The organism is Streptomyces caelestis, assembly GCF_001279005.1.
GTDB classification, from domain to species: domain Bacteria; phylum Actinomycetota; class Actinomycetes; order Streptomycetales; family Streptomycetaceae; genus Streptomyces; species Streptomyces heliomycini.
In genome coordinates this window covers 1-14,805 of record NZ_LGCN01000261.1, presented here as the reverse complement: position 1 = coordinate 14,805, position 14,805 = coordinate 1, and the positions used below count along the sequence as shown (strand labels likewise).

Annotated in this window: 12 protein-coding genes and 1 pseudogene; 6 read left to right on the top strand and 7 right to left on the bottom strand. The window is 71.7% G+C overall.

Annotation, left to right across the window (positions count from 1 at the left end; all coding sequences use genetic code 11):
• Positions 1 to 98 precede the first annotated feature (98 nt).
• Positions 99 to 188, top strand: a pseudogene (locus ADK41_RS43740) (ribbon-helix-helix protein, CopG family); the annotation flags it as partial.
• Positions 189 to 276: 88 nt separating this feature from the next.
• On the opposite strand, the gene ADK41_RS35880 reads toward ADK41_RS43740, so the two are convergent.
• Positions 277 to 1,731: an NCS2 family permease gene (locus ADK41_RS35880; RefSeq protein ID WP_030837077.1), complete on the bottom strand. Its 1,455-nt coding sequence runs from the start codon at positions 1,729 to 1,731 to the stop codon at positions 277 to 279.
• A 206-nt stretch (positions 1,732 to 1,937) separates the two neighbouring features.
• Between ADK41_RS35880 and ADK41_RS35875 the strand changes: the two genes are divergently transcribed.
• Positions 1,938 to 2,231 (top strand): DUF2530 domain-containing protein, encoded by a 294-nt coding sequence (locus tag ADK41_RS35875; RefSeq protein ID WP_030837080.1) that lies wholly within the window; start codon positions 1,938 to 1,940, stop codon positions 2,229 to 2,231.
• Positions 2,232 to 2,377: 146 nt separating this feature from the next.
• Complete coding sequence (locus ADK41_RS35870; RefSeq protein ID WP_030837084.1) at positions 2,378 to 4,780, top strand: HAD-IC family P-type ATPase; 2,403 nt, start codon at positions 2,378 to 2,380, stop codon at positions 4,778 to 4,780.
• Positions 4,781 to 4,790: 10 nt separating this feature from the next.
• Here ADK41_RS35870 and ADK41_RS35865 read toward each other — a convergent pair whose 3' ends face one another.
• The 3 genes from ADK41_RS35865 to ADK41_RS35855 all read right to left on the bottom strand — a co-directional run bounded on the left by ADK41_RS35865 (position 4,791) and on the right by ADK41_RS35855 (position 10,010).
• On the bottom strand, positions 4,791 to 5,681 hold the full coding sequence (locus ADK41_RS35865) for a hypothetical protein (RefSeq protein ID WP_030837086.1): 891 nt from the start codon (positions 5,679 to 5,681) through the stop codon (positions 4,791 to 4,793).
• A gap of 160 nt (positions 5,682 to 5,841) precedes the next feature.
• Positions 5,842 to 6,693 carry a DUF5707 domain-containing protein gene (locus tag ADK41_RS35860; RefSeq protein WP_030837090.1) on the bottom strand — a complete coding sequence of 284 codons (852 nt, stop codon included), beginning with the start codon at positions 6,691 to 6,693 and terminating at the stop codon, positions 5,842 to 5,844.
• Positions 6,694 to 6,863: 170 nt separating this feature from the next.
• Positions 6,864 to 10,010: a sacsin N-terminal ATP-binding-like domain-containing protein gene (locus ADK41_RS35855; protein WP_030837093.1), complete on the bottom strand. Its 3,147-nt coding sequence runs from the start codon at positions 10,008 to 10,010 to the stop codon at positions 6,864 to 6,866.
• A gap of 82 nt (positions 10,011 to 10,092) precedes the next feature.
• On the opposite strand from ADK41_RS35855, the gene ADK41_RS35850 reads away from it, so the two are divergent.
• Both ADK41_RS35850 and ADK41_RS35845 read left to right on the top strand, forming a co-directional pair.
• Positions 10,093 to 11,355 carry an SLC13 family permease gene (locus ADK41_RS35850; protein WP_030837095.1) on the top strand — a complete coding sequence of 421 codons (1,263 nt, stop codon included), beginning with the start codon at positions 10,093 to 10,095 and terminating at the stop codon, positions 11,353 to 11,355.
• Positions 11,356 to 11,707: 352 nt separating this feature from the next.
• Positions 11,708 to 12,313: a M23 family metallopeptidase gene (locus ADK41_RS35845; protein WP_030837098.1), complete on the top strand. Its 606-nt coding sequence runs from the start codon at positions 11,708 to 11,710 to the stop codon at positions 12,311 to 12,313.
• 260 nt (positions 12,314 to 12,573) lie between these two features.
• Here the strand turns inward: ADK41_RS35845 and ADK41_RS35840 are convergent, their stop codons facing one another.
• From ADK41_RS35840 to ADK41_RS35830, 3 genes are read right to left on the bottom strand one after another with little or no spacing between them, the layout of a single operon-like run.
• On the bottom strand, positions 12,574 to 12,783 hold the full coding sequence (locus tag ADK41_RS35840; protein WP_030837101.1) for a DUF397 domain-containing protein: 210 nt from the start codon (positions 12,781 to 12,783) through the stop codon (positions 12,574 to 12,576).
• Entirely contained in the window at positions 12,780 to 12,989 is a 210-nt protein-coding gene (locus tag ADK41_RS35835) for a DUF397 domain-containing protein (RefSeq protein ID WP_030837104.1), read from the bottom strand. Before ADK41_RS35835 ends, ADK41_RS35840 begins: the two co-directional genes overlap by 4 nt.
• Positions 12,986 to 13,864: a helix-turn-helix domain-containing protein gene (locus ADK41_RS35830; protein ID WP_030837107.1), complete on the bottom strand. Its 879-nt coding sequence runs from the start codon at positions 13,862 to 13,864 to the stop codon at positions 12,986 to 12,988. The genes ADK41_RS35835 and ADK41_RS35830 overlap by 4 nt, the downstream gene beginning before the upstream one ends.
• Positions 13,865 to 14,023: 159 nt before the next feature.
• Here ADK41_RS35830 and ADK41_RS35825 point away from each other — a divergent pair, with 159 nt between their 5' ends.
• Positions 14,024 to 14,455: an ATP-binding protein gene (locus ADK41_RS35825; protein ID WP_030837110.1), complete on the top strand. Its 432-nt coding sequence runs from the start codon at positions 14,024 to 14,026 to the stop codon at positions 14,453 to 14,455.
• The last annotated feature ends 350 nt before the right edge of the window (positions 14,456 to 14,805 follow it).

The window sequence follows — 14,805 nt, the reverse complement described above, 5'->3', positions numbered from 1 at the left end:
GAGCGACCAGAGTTCGTCAGGAACCAACCGCTGCGACAAACCAACACCCATGGCACGGCATCATGCCGCATCAACCTCACACCACGTGAGACAAGCTCTATGTCGTCCGGACGCTCATGCGCGATGACTTCGACCAGCGGTTCCAGACCGCCGTCGAGGAGACGGAGAAGTTCTACGAGGCCACGTGAGCCCCATGGGCCCGGTGCACCCCATGGGCCCGGTGCACCCCGCGGGCCCGGTGAGCCCCGCGGGGCCCGTGGGCCCCTTGGCGCGGGATCAGGTCAGGCCCAGCGCCGGCATCAGGTAGTAGAAGGTGAAGACCGCCGCCACCGCGTACATCGCCGGCGGGACCTCCCGGCCGCGGCCGACCACCAGGCGCAGCGCCACGAAGGTGATGAAGCCCATGCCGATGCCGTTGGTGATCGAGTAGGTGAACGGCATCATCAGCATCGTCACGAAGGCCGGGACGGCGATCGTGTGGTCGGCCCAGTCGATCTCCTTGATCGACCCGGCCAGGATCAGGAAGCCCACCGCGACCAGTGCCGGGGTGGCCGCCTGGGACGGGACCATGGTGGCGACGGGCGTGAGGAACAGCGCCGCCGCGAACAGGCCGCCGGTGACGACGTTGGCGAAGCCGGTCCGCGCGCCCTCGCCGACGCCGGCCGTGGACTCCACGAAGGCGGTGGTGGCCGAGGAGGAGCTGGCGCCGCCCGCGGCGACCGCGACGCCGTCGATGAACAGGACCTTGTTGATGCCGGGCATCTGGCCCTGCGCGTCGGTCAGCTTGGCCTCGTCCGAGACGCCCATGATCGTGCCCATCGCGTCGAAGAAGCACGACAGCAGCACGGTGAAGACGAACAGGATGCCGGTCAGCACGCCGACCTTGCCGAAGCCGCCGAACAGGCTGACCTCGCCGATCAGGCCGAAGTCGGGGGTGGCGAGCGGGTTGCCGGGCCAGGTCGGGGTCGTCAGGCCCCAGGACGGGACGTCGGCGACGGCGTTGACGATCAGCGCGACGACCGTCATGACGACGATCGAGATGAGGATCGCGCCCGGCACCCTGCGCACGATCAGCGCCAGCGTGAGCAGCGTGCCGAGGACGAAGACGAGGACCGGCCAGCCGATGAGGTGACCGCCGGTGCCGAGCTGGAGCGGGACGGTGGTCTGGGCGGCGTCCGGCATGCGGGTGACGAACCCGGAGTCGACCAGACCGATCAGCAGGATGAACAGGCCGATGCCGATGGCGATGGCCTTGCGCAGTCCGTAGGGGACGGCGTTCATCACGCGCTCGCGCAGACCGGTGGCGACCAGGATCATGACGACGAAGCCGGCCAGCACCACCATGCCCATGGCGTCCGGCCACGACATGCGCGGCGCGAGCTGGAGGGCGACGACCGAGTTCACGCCGAGTCCGGCGGCCAGCGCGATCGGGACGTTGCCGATGACGCCCATGAGCAGCGTGGTGAACGCCGCGGTCAGGGCGGTCGCGGTGACCAGCTGGGCGTTGTCGAGCTGGTGGCCGTACATGTCCTTCGCGCTGCCCAGGATGATCGGGTTCAGCACGACGATGTACGCCATGGCGAAGAAGGTGGCGAACCCACCGCGGATCTCGCGGGACAGGGTGCTGCCGCGCTCGGAGATCCGGAAGTAGCGGTCCAGAGCGCCGCCGGATGCGGCACCGGACCCCGGCTGCTCGGGGGTGGGGGCCTTGGCGGTGGCCGACGGGGACATGCGGGGACCTCATCACCGGTGGGCGTCCCCCCGAAGCCCTTTGGTGTTTTCTACGAATGAAAGCGGTCAGAGACAAACGGATTCAGTATGAACATATAACGCCGTCCACGCTATCTCCGCGCGTAGACCCGCACGGCCCCCTGCGGTCTCCGTCACGCGGCCCATGCGGTCCCCGTCACGTGCCGGGTCCCTCGTAAGCTGTCCGCATGGCGAAGTGGACCCCCAAGCACGAGGCGCCGGAGCCCCTGGAGGGCCCCGTGGTCGCCACCATCATCGGCGGCACGATCGTCTGGTTCGCCCTGTTCCTGGTCCAGCTGCCGTTCTACGGCTGGTTCGACGACCACGGCCACACCTGGTGGCTGTGGACCTGCCTGGCCGGCGGCGGGCTCGGCTTCATCGGCATCTGGTACGTCCGCAGGCGCGACGCCGCGATCAAGCGGACCCGGGCGGCCGGGGCGGCCTCCGCGGCCGGCCACTCCCCCGCCCCGTCGGCCGACTGAGTCCTGCCGACTGAGTCCTGCCGACCGGGCCCCGCCGGCCTCCGCGCCGCCGCCGTACGACCACGGCACTACGGCCGTCCTCCCCAGGTCGGATCTTCCGCCGATCGGGTGGGTGGGCCGTCGGATCCGCACGTACCGTCGGATGCATGACGCATCTCGAGGCGGGCGACCGGGTCGACGCCGTGCGGCCCGCCAGGATCACCTCACCGGTCACCGGACTGACGGCCGCGGAAGTGGCCGAGCGGGTGGCGCGCGGACAGGTCAACGACGTGCCGGTGCGCAGCAGCCGGTCCCTCGCCGAGATCGTCCGCGCGAACGTGTTCACCCGGTTCAACGCGATCATCGGCGTGCTCTGGCTGATCATGCTGGTGGTCGCGCCCATCCAGGACAGCCTGTTCGGCTTCGTGATCCTCGCCAACACCGGCATCGGCATCGTCCAGGAGTGGCGGGCGAAGAAGACCCTCGACTCCCTCGCGGTGATCGGCGAGGTACGGCCCACGGTGCGCCGGGACGGGACGGCCGCGGAGATCGGCACCTCCGGGATCGTGCTGGACGACCTGATCGAGGTCGGACCGGGTGACAAGGTCGTCGTCGACGGGCTGTGCGTCGAGGCGGACGGCCTGGAGATCGACGAGTCACTGCTCACCGGCGAGGCCGATCCCGTGGTGAAGCGGCCCGGGGACCCGGTCCTGTCCGGCAGCTTCGTCGTCGCGGGCGGCGGCTCCTTCCAGGCGACCCGGGTGGGGCGCGAGGCGTACGCGGCGCAGCTCGCCGAGGAGGCGTCCCGGTTCACGCTGGTCCACTCCGAGCTGCGCTCGGGCATCTCCACGATCCTCAAGTACGTGACGTGGATGATGGTCCCGACCGCGATCGGCCTGGTCGTCAGCCAGCTCGTGGTCAAGGACAGCGAGCTGAAGGACTCGGTCGCCCGCACGGTCGGCGGGATCGTGCCGATGGTCCCCGAGGGACTGGTGCTGCTCACCTCCGTCGCCTTCGCGATCGGGGTGATCCGGCTGGGCCGCAAGCAGTGCCTGGTGCAGGAGCTGCCGGCGATCGAGGGGCTGGCCCGCGTCGACACGGTGTGCCTGGACAAGACGGGCACGCTCACCGAGGGCGGCATGGACGTCACCGGGCTGCGGGTGCTGGGTGACGGCGACGAGGCGTACCTCCGCAAGGTGCTGGGCGAGCTCGGCTCGGCGGACCCCCGCCCGAACGCCTCCCTGCGGGCGATCATCGACGCCTACCCGGACACCACCGGGTGGCGCCTCACCGACACCCTGCCCTTCTCCTCCGCCCGCAAGTACAGCGGCGCGACGTTCGACGAGGGCGCCGGCGCGTCCGTCAGCTGGCTGCTGGGAGCCCCGGACGTGCTGCTCGGCCCCGGCGACCCGGCGCTGGCCGAGACCGGGCGGATGAACGAGCAGGGGCTGCGGGTGCTGCTGCTCGCCCGCGTCCGCGACGGCGTGGACGCGGGCGACCCCGGGGCCGTCGAGGGCGTACGGCCGGCCGCGCTGGTGGTGCTGGAGCAGCGGCTGCGCCCGGACGCGGCCGACACCCTGCGCTACTTCGCCGAGCAGGACGTCCGCGCCAAGGTCATCTCCGGGGACAACGCGGTGTCGGTCGGGGCGGTCGCGTCCAAGCTGGGCCTGTCGGGGACGGCGGTGGACGCGCGCCGGCTGCCCGCCGACCGGGACGGGATGGCCGAGGCGCTGGACGAGGGCACGGTGTTCGGGCGGGTCACCCCGCAGCAGAAGCGGAACATGGTGGGCGCGCTCCAGTCCGGCGGCCACACGGTCGCGATGACCGGGGACGGCGTGAACGACGTGCTGGCGCTGAAGGACGCGGACATCGGCGTGGCGATGGGCTCCGGCTCGGAGGCCACGCGGGCGGTCGCGCAGATCGTGCTGCTGAACAACAGCTTCGCCACGCTGCCGTCGGTGGTGGCGGAGGGGCGGCGGGTGATCGGCAACATCACCCGGGTCGCGACGCTGTTCCTGGTGAAGACGGTGTACTCGGTGCTGCTCGCGGTGCTGGTGGTGATCTCGCAGGTGGAGTACCCGTTCCTGCCGCGCCACCTGACGCTGCTGTCCACGCTCACCATCGGCGTCCCGGCGTTCTTCCTGGCCCTCGCCCCCAACCGGGAACGCGCCCGGCCGCACTTCGTACGGCGGGTCATGCGGTACGCGATCCCGGGCGGGGTGCTGGCCGGGGCGGCGACCTTCGTGACGTACCTGGTGGCGCGGCACCACTACAGCGGGCCGGACGCGCTGGCCGCGGAGACCAGCGCCGCGACGCTGACGCTGTTCCTGATCTCGCTGTGGGTGCTGGCGATCATCGCCCGCCCCTACACCTGGTGGCGGATCGGGCTGGTGGCGGCGATGGGCGCCGCGTTCCTGGTGGTGCTGGCCGTGCCGTGGCTGCAGCACTTCTTCGCGTTGAGGCTGGTCGGCACGGTGATGCCGTGGGCCGCGGTCGGCATCGCGGTGGTGGCGGCGGCCGCCCTGGAACTCCTGTGGAGACTGGTCGACCGCCGCTTTCCCGTCGGGTAGGCCCCGGGGGTTACTGCACGCCGATGTAGTCACCGGTGGCGGTGGCCTTGCCGCCGGTCGGGGAGCCGTTGAAGACGAAGCGGTAGTGGCCGCCGGCGCTCGCCGTGACGGTCGTCTTCAGGGCGCCGGTGGAGGTGGACTTGATCCCCTTGACGTTGCCGTAGGCGCTGGAGTCCTTCGCGCGGTACTGGAGGACCACGGACTGGCTGCCGTAGCCGACGTACGTGTTGGTGTCCCAGTCGGCGCGGGTCAGCTTGCCGGTGACGGTGATGGTCGCGCCCTTCTTCACCGGCTCCGGAGCGGCGTCGACGGTCACCTTGGAGGTGCGCAGGACCTTGCGGGTGCCCACGTTCTCCAGGGTCACCTCGTCGTCCTCGGTGACCACGACGACGCCGACGCGCCAGGTGCCGGCGTCCTCGTTGAGCAGTTCGTCCGGCAGGAAGGTGACGGTGGTCGAGCACTTCAGGGCGGTCGGGGAGACCTCGGTGCAGGCGGCCGCGTCGTCGGAGGCGAAGCCCCAGGTCGCGTCGTCGATCGAGGTGCCGTGGTAGATCATCGCGGCGGTGCCGTAGGCGCCCAGGTCGCCGGTGTGGTTCAGGGTGTACGTGAGCGGCACGGTGTAGGTGCCGGTCGTACCGACGACGACGTCCTTGTTGTGGTTGACCGACACGCCGGAGACGGTGACGTCGAGCGCGGCGGCGGCCTTCGCGGAGGCGCCGCTGCGGGCGGTGGGCGCGGACGCGTCGGCCTTCAGGCCGGCCTTGAGGCCGGCGGTGGTGTCGCTGACGGTCGCCCCGAAGGACGGCCGGGTGTCGTCGGCGGCCTGTGCGGCGGCCGGCACGACGAGGGCGGAGAGAGCCAGGGCGCCGGTGACGGCGGCCACGGTGGCATGTGTACGCATGTGTTGGATCCCCCACAGGGTGACGGTGGAGTCTGGTGACTCGCATGATCTGATCCGTGGCGGGAGTGACCGGTTGTACGCCGTGCGAAGGCTTGGCGGAGACGACACCGGCAGTTCACCCTGGCGTTCGGGAGGTGAACTGCCGGTATCGGAGGTCGAGTTACTTCACGTCGACGAAGTCACCGGCCGCGTTGACCGCCGGGGTGGTCGAGGTGCCCGCGAAGGAGTAGCGGTAGTAGCCGTCGGCGGAGGCCTTGACGGTGGTCTTCAGCTCGCCCTTGGAGTTGGTCTTGATGGTCTTGACCGTGGTGTAGGTGCTGGAGCTCTTCTTGCGGAACTGGAGCTTCACCGACTGGCCGGTGTAGCCGGCGTACTTGCCGGTCTCCCAGTTGGCGCGGGACAGCTTGCCCGTGACGGTGAGGGTCTTGCCCTTCTTCACCGGCTCGGGGGAGGCGTTGACGGTGAGCTTGGAGGAGCGCTGCACCCTGTGGGTGGTGTGGCGGTCGTTCCAGTAGAAGCTCTCGTTGCCGGCGAGCGCGCCGACGGTCACCTTCCAGGTGCCGGCCAGCGCGTTCTTGTACAGGTCGTAGCCCGGGTAGGCCGTGAAGGTGAGCTTGCAGGTGGAGGTGGTGGCGCTGGAGGCCTTGCAGTCGGCGACCTCCTCGTTCGGGACGAGGGCGCCGTCCATGCCCTCCTCCGTGGGTGCGCTGCCGTGCCACAGGAAGACGTAGGCGTCCTGGACGCCCGTCGAGTGGCGGGCGGTCACCGAGACGGTGAAGTTCTTGACGTTGGTGGTGCCGACGACGACGTCCTTGCCCGAGTTGATGGTCACCTTGGTGACGACGGGCAGCTCCTCGGCGGCGGCACGGAGCGCCGGCTTGGCGGAGGAGGCGCCGAAGCGCTCGGCGGCGCTCGGCACGTCGAGGTCGGCGTCGGCGTGGGCGGCCGGGACGGCGAGGGCGGACAGGGCCAGGGCGCCGGAGACGGCGGCCACGGTGGCGCGCATACGCATGTGTTTCCCCACGTTGGAGAAGGGGGGCCCCGGCTCTGGTCGTTTCGTACGGCTCTTCGTCGGCGCGGGGCCCCGAATGATCGTGGAGTCTGTTGACTCACATGATCAGATGCACCACCGGATCATATGGTTGTACGAGAAGTGAAAGATTCGTGCGGGATTTCCGGGGCTCAGTCGAACCAGCGGTCCCGCGCCAACTCCTCGGTGCGGGACGGGTCTTCCAGCAGGGCCGCCACCTCGAAGCGCCGGGGCCACTGGCCCGCCGCCCAGGCGAGGCCCGCGGCCACGCCCTCCAGGGTCGCGGCGTGCAGGACGCCGCCTTCGGTGAGGCGCCAGTCGATCTCCACGCCGTCGACGACGAGTTCCCCGTGCTCGACGTACGACGCCGGGGTGCGCGGCCCCAGCAGCACCCGCACCGGCTCCGGCACGTCGTGCTCCGTGCCCTCGGAGTCCACCTCGCCGGTGACGGACTCGCTCAGCCGCCGCACCTGGAACAGCTCGGCCAGCTCGGCGGCCCGCGCCGGCCGCACGGGCAGCAGCGGCACGCCGGAGGTGAACGGCAGCAGGTCCGGCGAGTCGACGACCACCGCGTCGGCGGCGTCCACCACCTCGACCCGGCCGTCGACCACGGCCCGCAGATCGTCCGGCAGGGTCACCTGCTCGGGGTCCAGTTCGGCCAGCGCGCCGTACAGGGCGTGCAGTTGGGCCGCCGTGACCGGGCGGTCGGGGTCGGCGAGGCGGTCCAGCAGCTCCGCCGCGCCGCCGGGCTCGTCGAGGAGGGCGGCCACCGAGGTCCGTACGCCCAGCGCCCGCAGCACCTGCTCGTCCTCGAACCCGGTCGCGTCGGCCTCGTCGTACAGGCCGCGCAGCAGCGGGTCGCCGCCGGCCGCGCGCAGTCCGGCGGGGCGGCGCCCGCCGATCACCGGGTGCCCGCGCAGCCACCACGCGGTGTACGGCCGTACGGTCTCGTGGGTGCCGTCGTGCAGCAGGATCCGCACCGGCTGGGTGAGCGCGTCGCGCAGCGGCGGGCGGGCGAGCAGGGCGAGGGCGCGGGGCCACTGGTCGTCGTCCACGAGGTCGAGGTCGCGCACGGCGACGAGCTCGGTGGCGACGGGCGGTACGGGACTGTCCGGGAAGCGGTCGAGGACGTCCTCGCTCCACACGTCCACGGCGTCCAGCAGACCGGCGTCGTCGGGTTCGGCGAAGTCCCCCTCGCGGGGCTCCAGTTCGTCGGGGTCGAGGACGACGTCGGTGGCGCGGATCAGCGCGAAGTCCACCAGCACCCCGCAGGCGGCCAGCGGCTGTTCGCCCCACCTGTCGGCCAGTTCGGCGTCCACCGCCGCGAGTTCGCCCTCCCGCATGACCTGGGCGAACGGTCCGCCGGGGAAGACCAGCTCGCAGGCCGGGGAGAGTTCGCCGTCCTCGTCGGGCAGGGCCAGGGCGCCCAGCCAGGGCTCGTCGCCGGGTTCCAGCCCGGCGTCGCGCACCAGGCCGAGCACGGTCTCGGCGAGCTCCTCGGCGTCCGGGGCGTCCTCCTCCCAGTTCACCCCGCCCTCGTCGTCGAGCGAGGCGGCGACGGCGGCCCGCACCTGCGGGGTGGTGAGGACGGCGCGCGGGGTGGCGGGGAGCGCGCCGAGCTTCTCCAGGAGGGGGTGGGCGGCGTCCGGGTGGGCGACCTTGAGCCCGAGCCGGGCCAGCACCTCGGGGTCGATCCGGGCGGCCTCCGTCCCGGGCAGCAGCACCTGACGGGGGCCGATCGTCGTCCTGCCGTCGGCCAGCGGCACCGGCAGCCCGGACAGCCGGTCCGGGTCGACCCCGGCGAGGCTGTCGTACAGCCGCCGCCACCAGTCGGGGGACTTCTCCAGGCCGGCCAGCCGGTCGATCGCGTCGGTGAGCGGGAGGCGTGCCACGCCCAGCGTGCGCAGCTCCGCGCGGCGTTCGAGACCGGCGGGCAGGAGGGTCGGGAGGACTTCGGCCAGCACCCGTACGGTGTCCGCGCCCGCGCCCTCGACGACCTCGGCGTCCCTGGGGCGCAGGGACTCGGGCAGGTCGGAGTCGTCGTGCCGCTCGTCCCGCCCGCCGGCCGGCGGCAGGAAGGACGTGCGGGGCAGCCTCTCGAGGATCGCCCGGCGCAGGGCGCCGTCCAGTTCGCCCTTGCCGAGCGGGCCCGGCACCAGGTCGATGATCCCGGCGGTCACCGGGCGCCAGTCGGCGAGGAGTCCGGCGTAGGCGTCGGCGGCGCGCTGCACGAGGAAGTCGGTGAGCGGGCCGGGGGCGGCGTGCCGGCGGGTGGAGTCCAACGGGAGGGAGGCGATGAGCAGCGCGGGCACGCCGAGCGGCTCGTCGCTGGGGGTGGGCGCGTGCACGACGGCGCTGGTGCGGGGCCGGGCGGGGCTGCCGTCGGAGTCCACGGGGACGGCCCAGGTGACCGACCAGTACGGGCGCAGCCGCTCCTCGACCGGCCGGTCGGCGAGCAGCTCGGGGGTGAGCGGACCGTGCGCGACGGCGGTGCGCCAGCGGGTGGTCCCCTCCTTGGAGTCCTCGACGACGGTGAGTCCGTCCTCGCCGCGGCGGCCGACGGTGCGGGGCTCCGCGTCCCCGATCTCGACGACGACCTCCTCCAGGCCGGGCAGGGCGAGCAGCAGGGCGTCGTCGACGGCGTGCAGCAGCCGCTCGGCGAGGTCGGCGGCGGCGGTGTCGCGCAGCGGGAGGATGACGGCCGTGTCGTACGGGGCGGGCGCGGTGCCCTCGGCGGCGAACGGCAGCCGCAGCAGCGGCACGTGCCCGTCCCGGCGGCGGATCTCGTCCCCCAGGCCGGGGCTGTGCCGGGCGGTGTCGTCCGCGAGCTCGCGGGCCTCGGCCAGCGACCAGCGGACCCCGCCGTGCCGGCCGACGACGGCGGGCTCGTCGGTGACGGCGAGGACGGCGGCGAAGCCGACGCCGAACCGGCCCACGGCCCGGTCCGGCGCGTCCCGCTTGGCGGAGGCCCGCAGCGTGGACAGCGACTCGACGCCGGCCGCGTCCAGCGGGGCCCCGGTGTTGGCGGCGACGAGGACCCCGTCGCGCAGGGTGAGCCGCAGCCGTCCCGGCACGCCCGCGCGGGCGGCGGCGTCGGCGGCGTTCTGGGCGAGTTCGACGACGAGGCGGTCCCGGTACCCGCCGAGGACGAGGTCCTCCTCGGCGTTGGCGTCCTCCCGGAAGCGGGCGGGGCTGGTGGCCCAGGCGTCCAGGACCCCGCGCCGCAGCCGCGCCGTACCGAACGGGTCGGCACCCTCGACGGCGGGCCGCACGAACTTGCTCACGTTGACTCTCCTCATCGGCCCACTTCTGCGTGAGGTCGAAGGTACCGCCCTCCGGCATATGGGGGACGCGGTGTCCGCGTCCCGCCGCCCTCTGTGGATGATCGGGAGCGTGCTGCTCGAGTCGCTGTCCGTCGCCGCGCTGGCCGTGGTGCTGGTGTGTGCCGTCGTCCGTCCGTTCCGCTGGCCGGAGGCGGTGTTCGCGGTGCCCGCGGCCGGCGTCGTGATCGCGACCGGCGCGATCTCCCTGGAGGCGGTCCGGGAGGAGGCCGTCCGGCTCGGTCCGGTGATCGGCTTCCTCGCCGCCGTACTGGTGCTGGCCCGGCTCTGTGCCGACGAGGGTCTCTTCCACGCCTGCGGGGTCTGGATGGCCCGCTGGTCCCGCCACCGGCCGCGCAGGCTGCTGGGCGCGGTCTTCGCCCTCGCCTCGCTGATCACCGCCGTGCTCAGCCTGGACGCCACCGTGGTGCTGCTGACGCCGGTGGTGTTCGCCACCGCCACCCGGATGGGCGCCCGGCCGGCCCCCCACGTCTACGCCGGCGCGCACCTGTCGAACACGGCGTCGCTGCTGCTGCCGGTGTCGAACCTGACGAACCTGCTCGCGTTCACCGCCACGGGGCTGAGCTTCACCCGCTTCGCGCTGCTGATGACCCTGCCGTGGCTGGCGGCGATCGCCGTGGAGTACGCCGTCTTCCGCCGCTTCTTCGCCGCCGACCTGGACGCGGAGCCCGCCGCGCCCGAGGCGCCGGGGGAACCGGTGGAGCTGCCGCTCTTCGCCCTGGTGACCGTGGCCGCCACGCTCGCCGGGTTCGCCGTGGCGTCCGCGGTCGGCGTCGACCCGGCGTGGGCGGCGGCGGCCGGCGCGACCGTGCTGGCCGTACGCGCCCTGGCACGCCGCCACACCACCCCGGTCACGATCCTCCACTCCGCCGACCTGCCGTTCCTCGCGTTCGTCCTCGCCCTCGGCGTGGTCGTACGGGCGGTCCTGGACCACGGCCTGGACGACGCCCTCGGCGCCGTCCTCCCCGACGGCACGTCCCTGCCCGCCCTGCTGGCCGTCGCGGGCCTGGCGGCACTGCTCGCCAACCTGATCAACAACCTGCCGGCGGTCCTCGCCCTCGTCCCCCTGGCCGCGCCGTCCGGCCCCGGCGCGGTCCTCGCGGTCCTGCTGGGCGTCAACATCGGCCCGAACCTCACCTACGCGGGCTCCCTGGCCACCCTCCTGTGGCGCCGCATCGCCCACCACCACGCCCACGAGGTCAGCCTCAGGCGCTTCACCCTGCTGGGCCTGGCCACCGTCCCGGCGGCGCTGCTGGCGTCGACGGTGGCGCTGTGGGTGTCGCTGGAGGTGCTGGGCGGCTGAGCGGGGAGGGAAGCTCCGGAGACCCACGCCACATCCGCCGGGCGGCCGGACCGTCCCCCTGGTGACAAGCCGCACAGGCGCTTTGTCCGGTACTACCCGGGTTAGTGGAAAAATCGTTGAACTTAAAAGGGACATTTAGTGCGCAAGGCTGATCGATCAGCTTGAAATGGCGGGTTTCGCTCCGTTCAGGACCATTCGTCAAGAGACCTGCGCCTCACGCCCGGAGTACGACCTTTCATCGTAGGTCACACCTTTGCGGCTTTTGGGCGGCGGCCGTTACCAAGGAACGGCCACCACGGCACGGACCCGTTCCGCCGGTGGCTTCCCCCGCCCCCTCACCCACGAGGTTTCGATGTTCGAGCGCGTCACGTCCCGTTTCCCCCGCACGTCCCTGACCCGTCCCCGCGCCGCCGTCCTGGCCGCCGGCATGGGCGCCACGGTCGTCCTGGGAGTCGGGGCCGCGGTCGCCGCCGAGAACACGGCCGCGCCCAGTGCCGCCACCGCCGCCCAGACGCAGACCGCCGCCCAGAAGACGACGGCCTCCTGGGTCTCCCCGGTGAAGAACTACCAGCTGTCCGCGAGCTTCGCCCAGAACGGCGGCATGTGGGCGCACAAGCACAGCGGCCAGGACTACGCCGTCCCGACCGGCACCACGGTGATGGCCGCGCACGGCGGCACCGTCGTCAAGGCCGGCCCCAACGGCGCCGGCGACGGCCCCGCGTACGGCAACGCGATCGTCATCAACCACGGCAACGGGAAGTACTCCCAGTACGCCCACCTGTCGCAGGTGAACGTGAAGGCCGGCCAGGTCGTCAAGACCGGCCAGGAGATCGCCCTGTCCGGCAACACCGGCAACTCCAGCGGCCCGCACCTGCACTTCGAGATCCGCACCACCCCGAACTACGGCTCCGCCGTGGACCCGGCGCAGTTCCTGCGCGCCAACGGCGTGACGGTCTGACCCACCGCACACCCGGCACCACCCGAGCGACCCCGAGAACGGCCCCGCGCCCGCCCTCGGGGTCGCTTTCGGCGTTCCGTCCCCGGCCGAAGCCGGTCGGGGGCGGCGACGGATCAGGCCGCGTACGCCTCGAAGCGGAACTCGGGACTGGTACGAGGGTCGATGCGGGCTCCGGGTCCCTGCTTCGGAGGGCGTGCTCCGCTCCGACCGGACGCACGAGGATGCCCCGAGGGACCTGACGCCGGGGGTGAAGCCTGGGGTCAGCCCTCGGAGGCGAACGCCACGAAACGCGCCCAAGCGCCCGGGGCGAGAGCGAGTCGCGGGCCTGCGAGGTTCTTGGAGTCGCGGACGTGGACGGCACCGGGGGTGAGGGCGAGCTCGACGCAGGAATTGCCATCAGTGCCGTCGCTGTAGCTGCTCTTGAACCAAGCCAGCTCGGAGGCGTCACCGGCGGGGATCTTGCGGATCATGATTCCGAGGCGAACGCCACGAAACGCGCCCAAGCGCCCGGGGCGAGAGCGAGCCGCGGGCCTGCGAGGTTCTTGGAGTCGCGGACGTGGACGGTACCGGGGGTGAGGGCGAGTTCGAGGCAGGACTCGCCGTTGTTGCCGCTGCTGTAGCTGCTCTTGAACCACGCCAGCTCGGAAGCGTCCCCGGCAGCGGTCTTGCGGATCATGTTTCTCCCAGCAGTTGCTCGATGAAGGCCAGCGATTCACGAGGCGAGAGCGCCTGAGCTCGGATCGTCCCATACTGCAGTTCAAGGATGCGCAGCTGTTTGGGGTCCGAAGTCGGCCGCCCGTTGAACTCACCATCAGCCCGACCAACCGCCGTACCATCCGCGAACTTCAGCACTTCGATCGTGCCGTCCGTCCCGGAGTGAGTCTCACAGTTCATCGGCATCACCTGAAGTACGACGTTGTGCAACCGCCCCACCTCCAACAGACGTTCGAGCTGCTGACGCCACACCATTGTGCCGCCGATAGGTCGACGCATAACCCCCTCTTCCAAGACGAAGCTGAGCGCCGGGGCGGGGTCACGCTCGAAGACTGTTCGCCGGGCGATGCGTGCAGCCACCATGCGCTCCACGTCGTCCGGAGAGTAGGGCGGTTGTGCTGCCCCGATCACAGCTCGCGCGTGCTCCGGCGTCTGCAACAAGCCATTGATGCTGTTGGACTGGTACACAGCGATCTCGACAGCTCTCGCTTCCAACTTCCCCAGCGCGCGAACTTTCTTCGGGTACCGGACCTTCTTCACGTCCTCCCAGGCCGCCGCGATGAGGCCGCCCGCGTCCAGGACCTCGTCCGCCTTGTCCAGGAACTCCTGGCGGGGGATCCGCTTGCCGCCTTCGATCTTGTAGATCATGTCCTCGCCGTAGCCGACGACCCTGCCGAACTCGGCGGCCCGCATGCCCACGGCCTCGCGGCGCAGCTTCAGCTGGCGTCCGACGGTCGTGATGACCGCGACGCCCCACTCGTCGTCCGGGTCCACCTCCCAACCGGGTTCGTCCGCCTCTTCCTTGAGCCGACCCGCTTCCGCCTCGACCGCCGTCATGCCGCACCTCTCCTTCGGAACCGTCCGTGACGCACCCGGCGCCCTACCCGTACCAACCGTCGGAACAGCCCCGACAGCACCGGACAACCACCGGACAGTGACCGCATGTACGCGCTGAGTCACTCACCACGGTACGCGGATCCGGCCACGCTGAGTGATGTGAATCAGCGAACCGCCGAACCCGCCACCCCCCTCCGCAACTTCACCGCGCTGTTCTCCCCCACGCCGCGCGGCGCCCGTCTCGCCCGCCTGCTCGGCGCGGAACAACTCCGTTCCTGGGGACTGCCGATGGATCCCGCCCGTCAGGTCATCGCGGAGCTGGCCGCCAACGCGGCAACCCACGGTCGCGTCGCAGGCCGGGACTTCCGGCTCACGTTCTACGTGGTGGCCGACACCCTCCGTATCGAGGTCACCGACACCCGGGGCGAACGCCTGCCCGAGCTCCAGCCGCCCTCTCCCGAAGCCGAGTCCGGCCGCGGCCTGCTTCTCGTGGAGGCGCTCGCGGACCGCTGGGGCGTGAGCGAGGGCCGCTTCCCGCGCAAGACCGTCTGGGCCGAACTGCGCCTTACATCACCGGAACCCGGGATCTGAAGCCCCGGTGCCGTCGGCGCCTTACCAAGCAAGAACTCAAGGGGAAAACACCCCACCAAGCCCCACCCTTTCCCGCCCGAGGCACGTGATCACTCGGGCGGGTGAACATCACCGGCTCAGCTGGATTTCCGCACCCCCGACACCCTTACGCTCAGCGCACACCACCCGAAAAAGACTTCGGCCCCCGCCGGGACTGGCATCCCGGTGCGAGGGCCTGACCACCCAGGAAGAACGGACCTTCCCGATGGATACCCAAAACACTAGCGCGCCCCCGCGCGCCCGGTCAGCCCCCGCCGGCAATCCGACCCGATCGCGTCACCACACCGGCGGCGTCCTCCACGACAACACTC

What these genes read in the sequence shown, in the direction of transcription:
- ADK41_RS35850 (WP_030837095.1), top strand. Translation starts at nt 10,093, where the DNA reads ATGATCGGGAGCGTGCTGCTCGAGTCGCTGTCCGTCGCCGCGCTGGCC.
- ADK41_RS35865 (WP_030837086.1), bottom strand. Translation starts at nt 5,681, where the DNA reads ATGCGTACACATGCCACCGTGGCCGCCGTCACCGGCGCCCTGGCTCTC.
- ADK41_RS35845 (WP_030837098.1), top strand. Translation starts at nt 11,708, where the DNA reads ATGTTCGAGCGCGTCACGTCCCGTTTCCCCCGCACGTCCCTGACCCGT.
- ADK41_RS35880 (WP_030837077.1), bottom strand. Translation starts at nt 1,731, where the DNA reads ATGTCCCCGTCGGCCACCGCCAAGGCCCCCACCCCCGAGCAGCCGGGG.
- ADK41_RS35875 (WP_030837080.1), top strand. Translation starts at nt 1,938, where the DNA reads ATGGCGAAGTGGACCCCCAAGCACGAGGCGCCGGAGCCCCTGGAGGGC.
- ADK41_RS35830 (WP_030837107.1), bottom strand. Translation starts at nt 13,864, where the DNA reads ATGACGGCGGTCGAGGCGGAAGCGGGTCGGCTCAAGGAAGAGGCGGAC.
- ADK41_RS35835 (WP_030837104.1), bottom strand. Translation starts at nt 12,989, where the DNA reads ATGATCCGCAAGACCGCTGCCGGGGACGCTTCCGAGCTGGCGTGGTTC.
- ADK41_RS35855 (WP_030837093.1), bottom strand. Translation starts at nt 10,010, where the DNA reads ATGAGGAGAGTCAACGTGAGCAAGTTCGTGCGGCCCGCCGTCGAGGGT.
- ADK41_RS35840 (WP_030837101.1), bottom strand. Translation starts at nt 12,783, where the DNA reads ATGATCCGCAAGATCCCCGCCGGTGACGCCTCCGAGCTGGCTTGGTTC.
- ADK41_RS35860 (WP_030837090.1), bottom strand. Translation starts at nt 6,693, where the DNA reads ATGCGTATGCGCGCCACCGTGGCCGCCGTCTCCGGCGCCCTGGCCCTG.
- ADK41_RS35870 (WP_030837084.1), top strand. Translation starts at nt 2,378, where the DNA reads ATGACGCATCTCGAGGCGGGCGACCGGGTCGACGCCGTGCGGCCCGCC.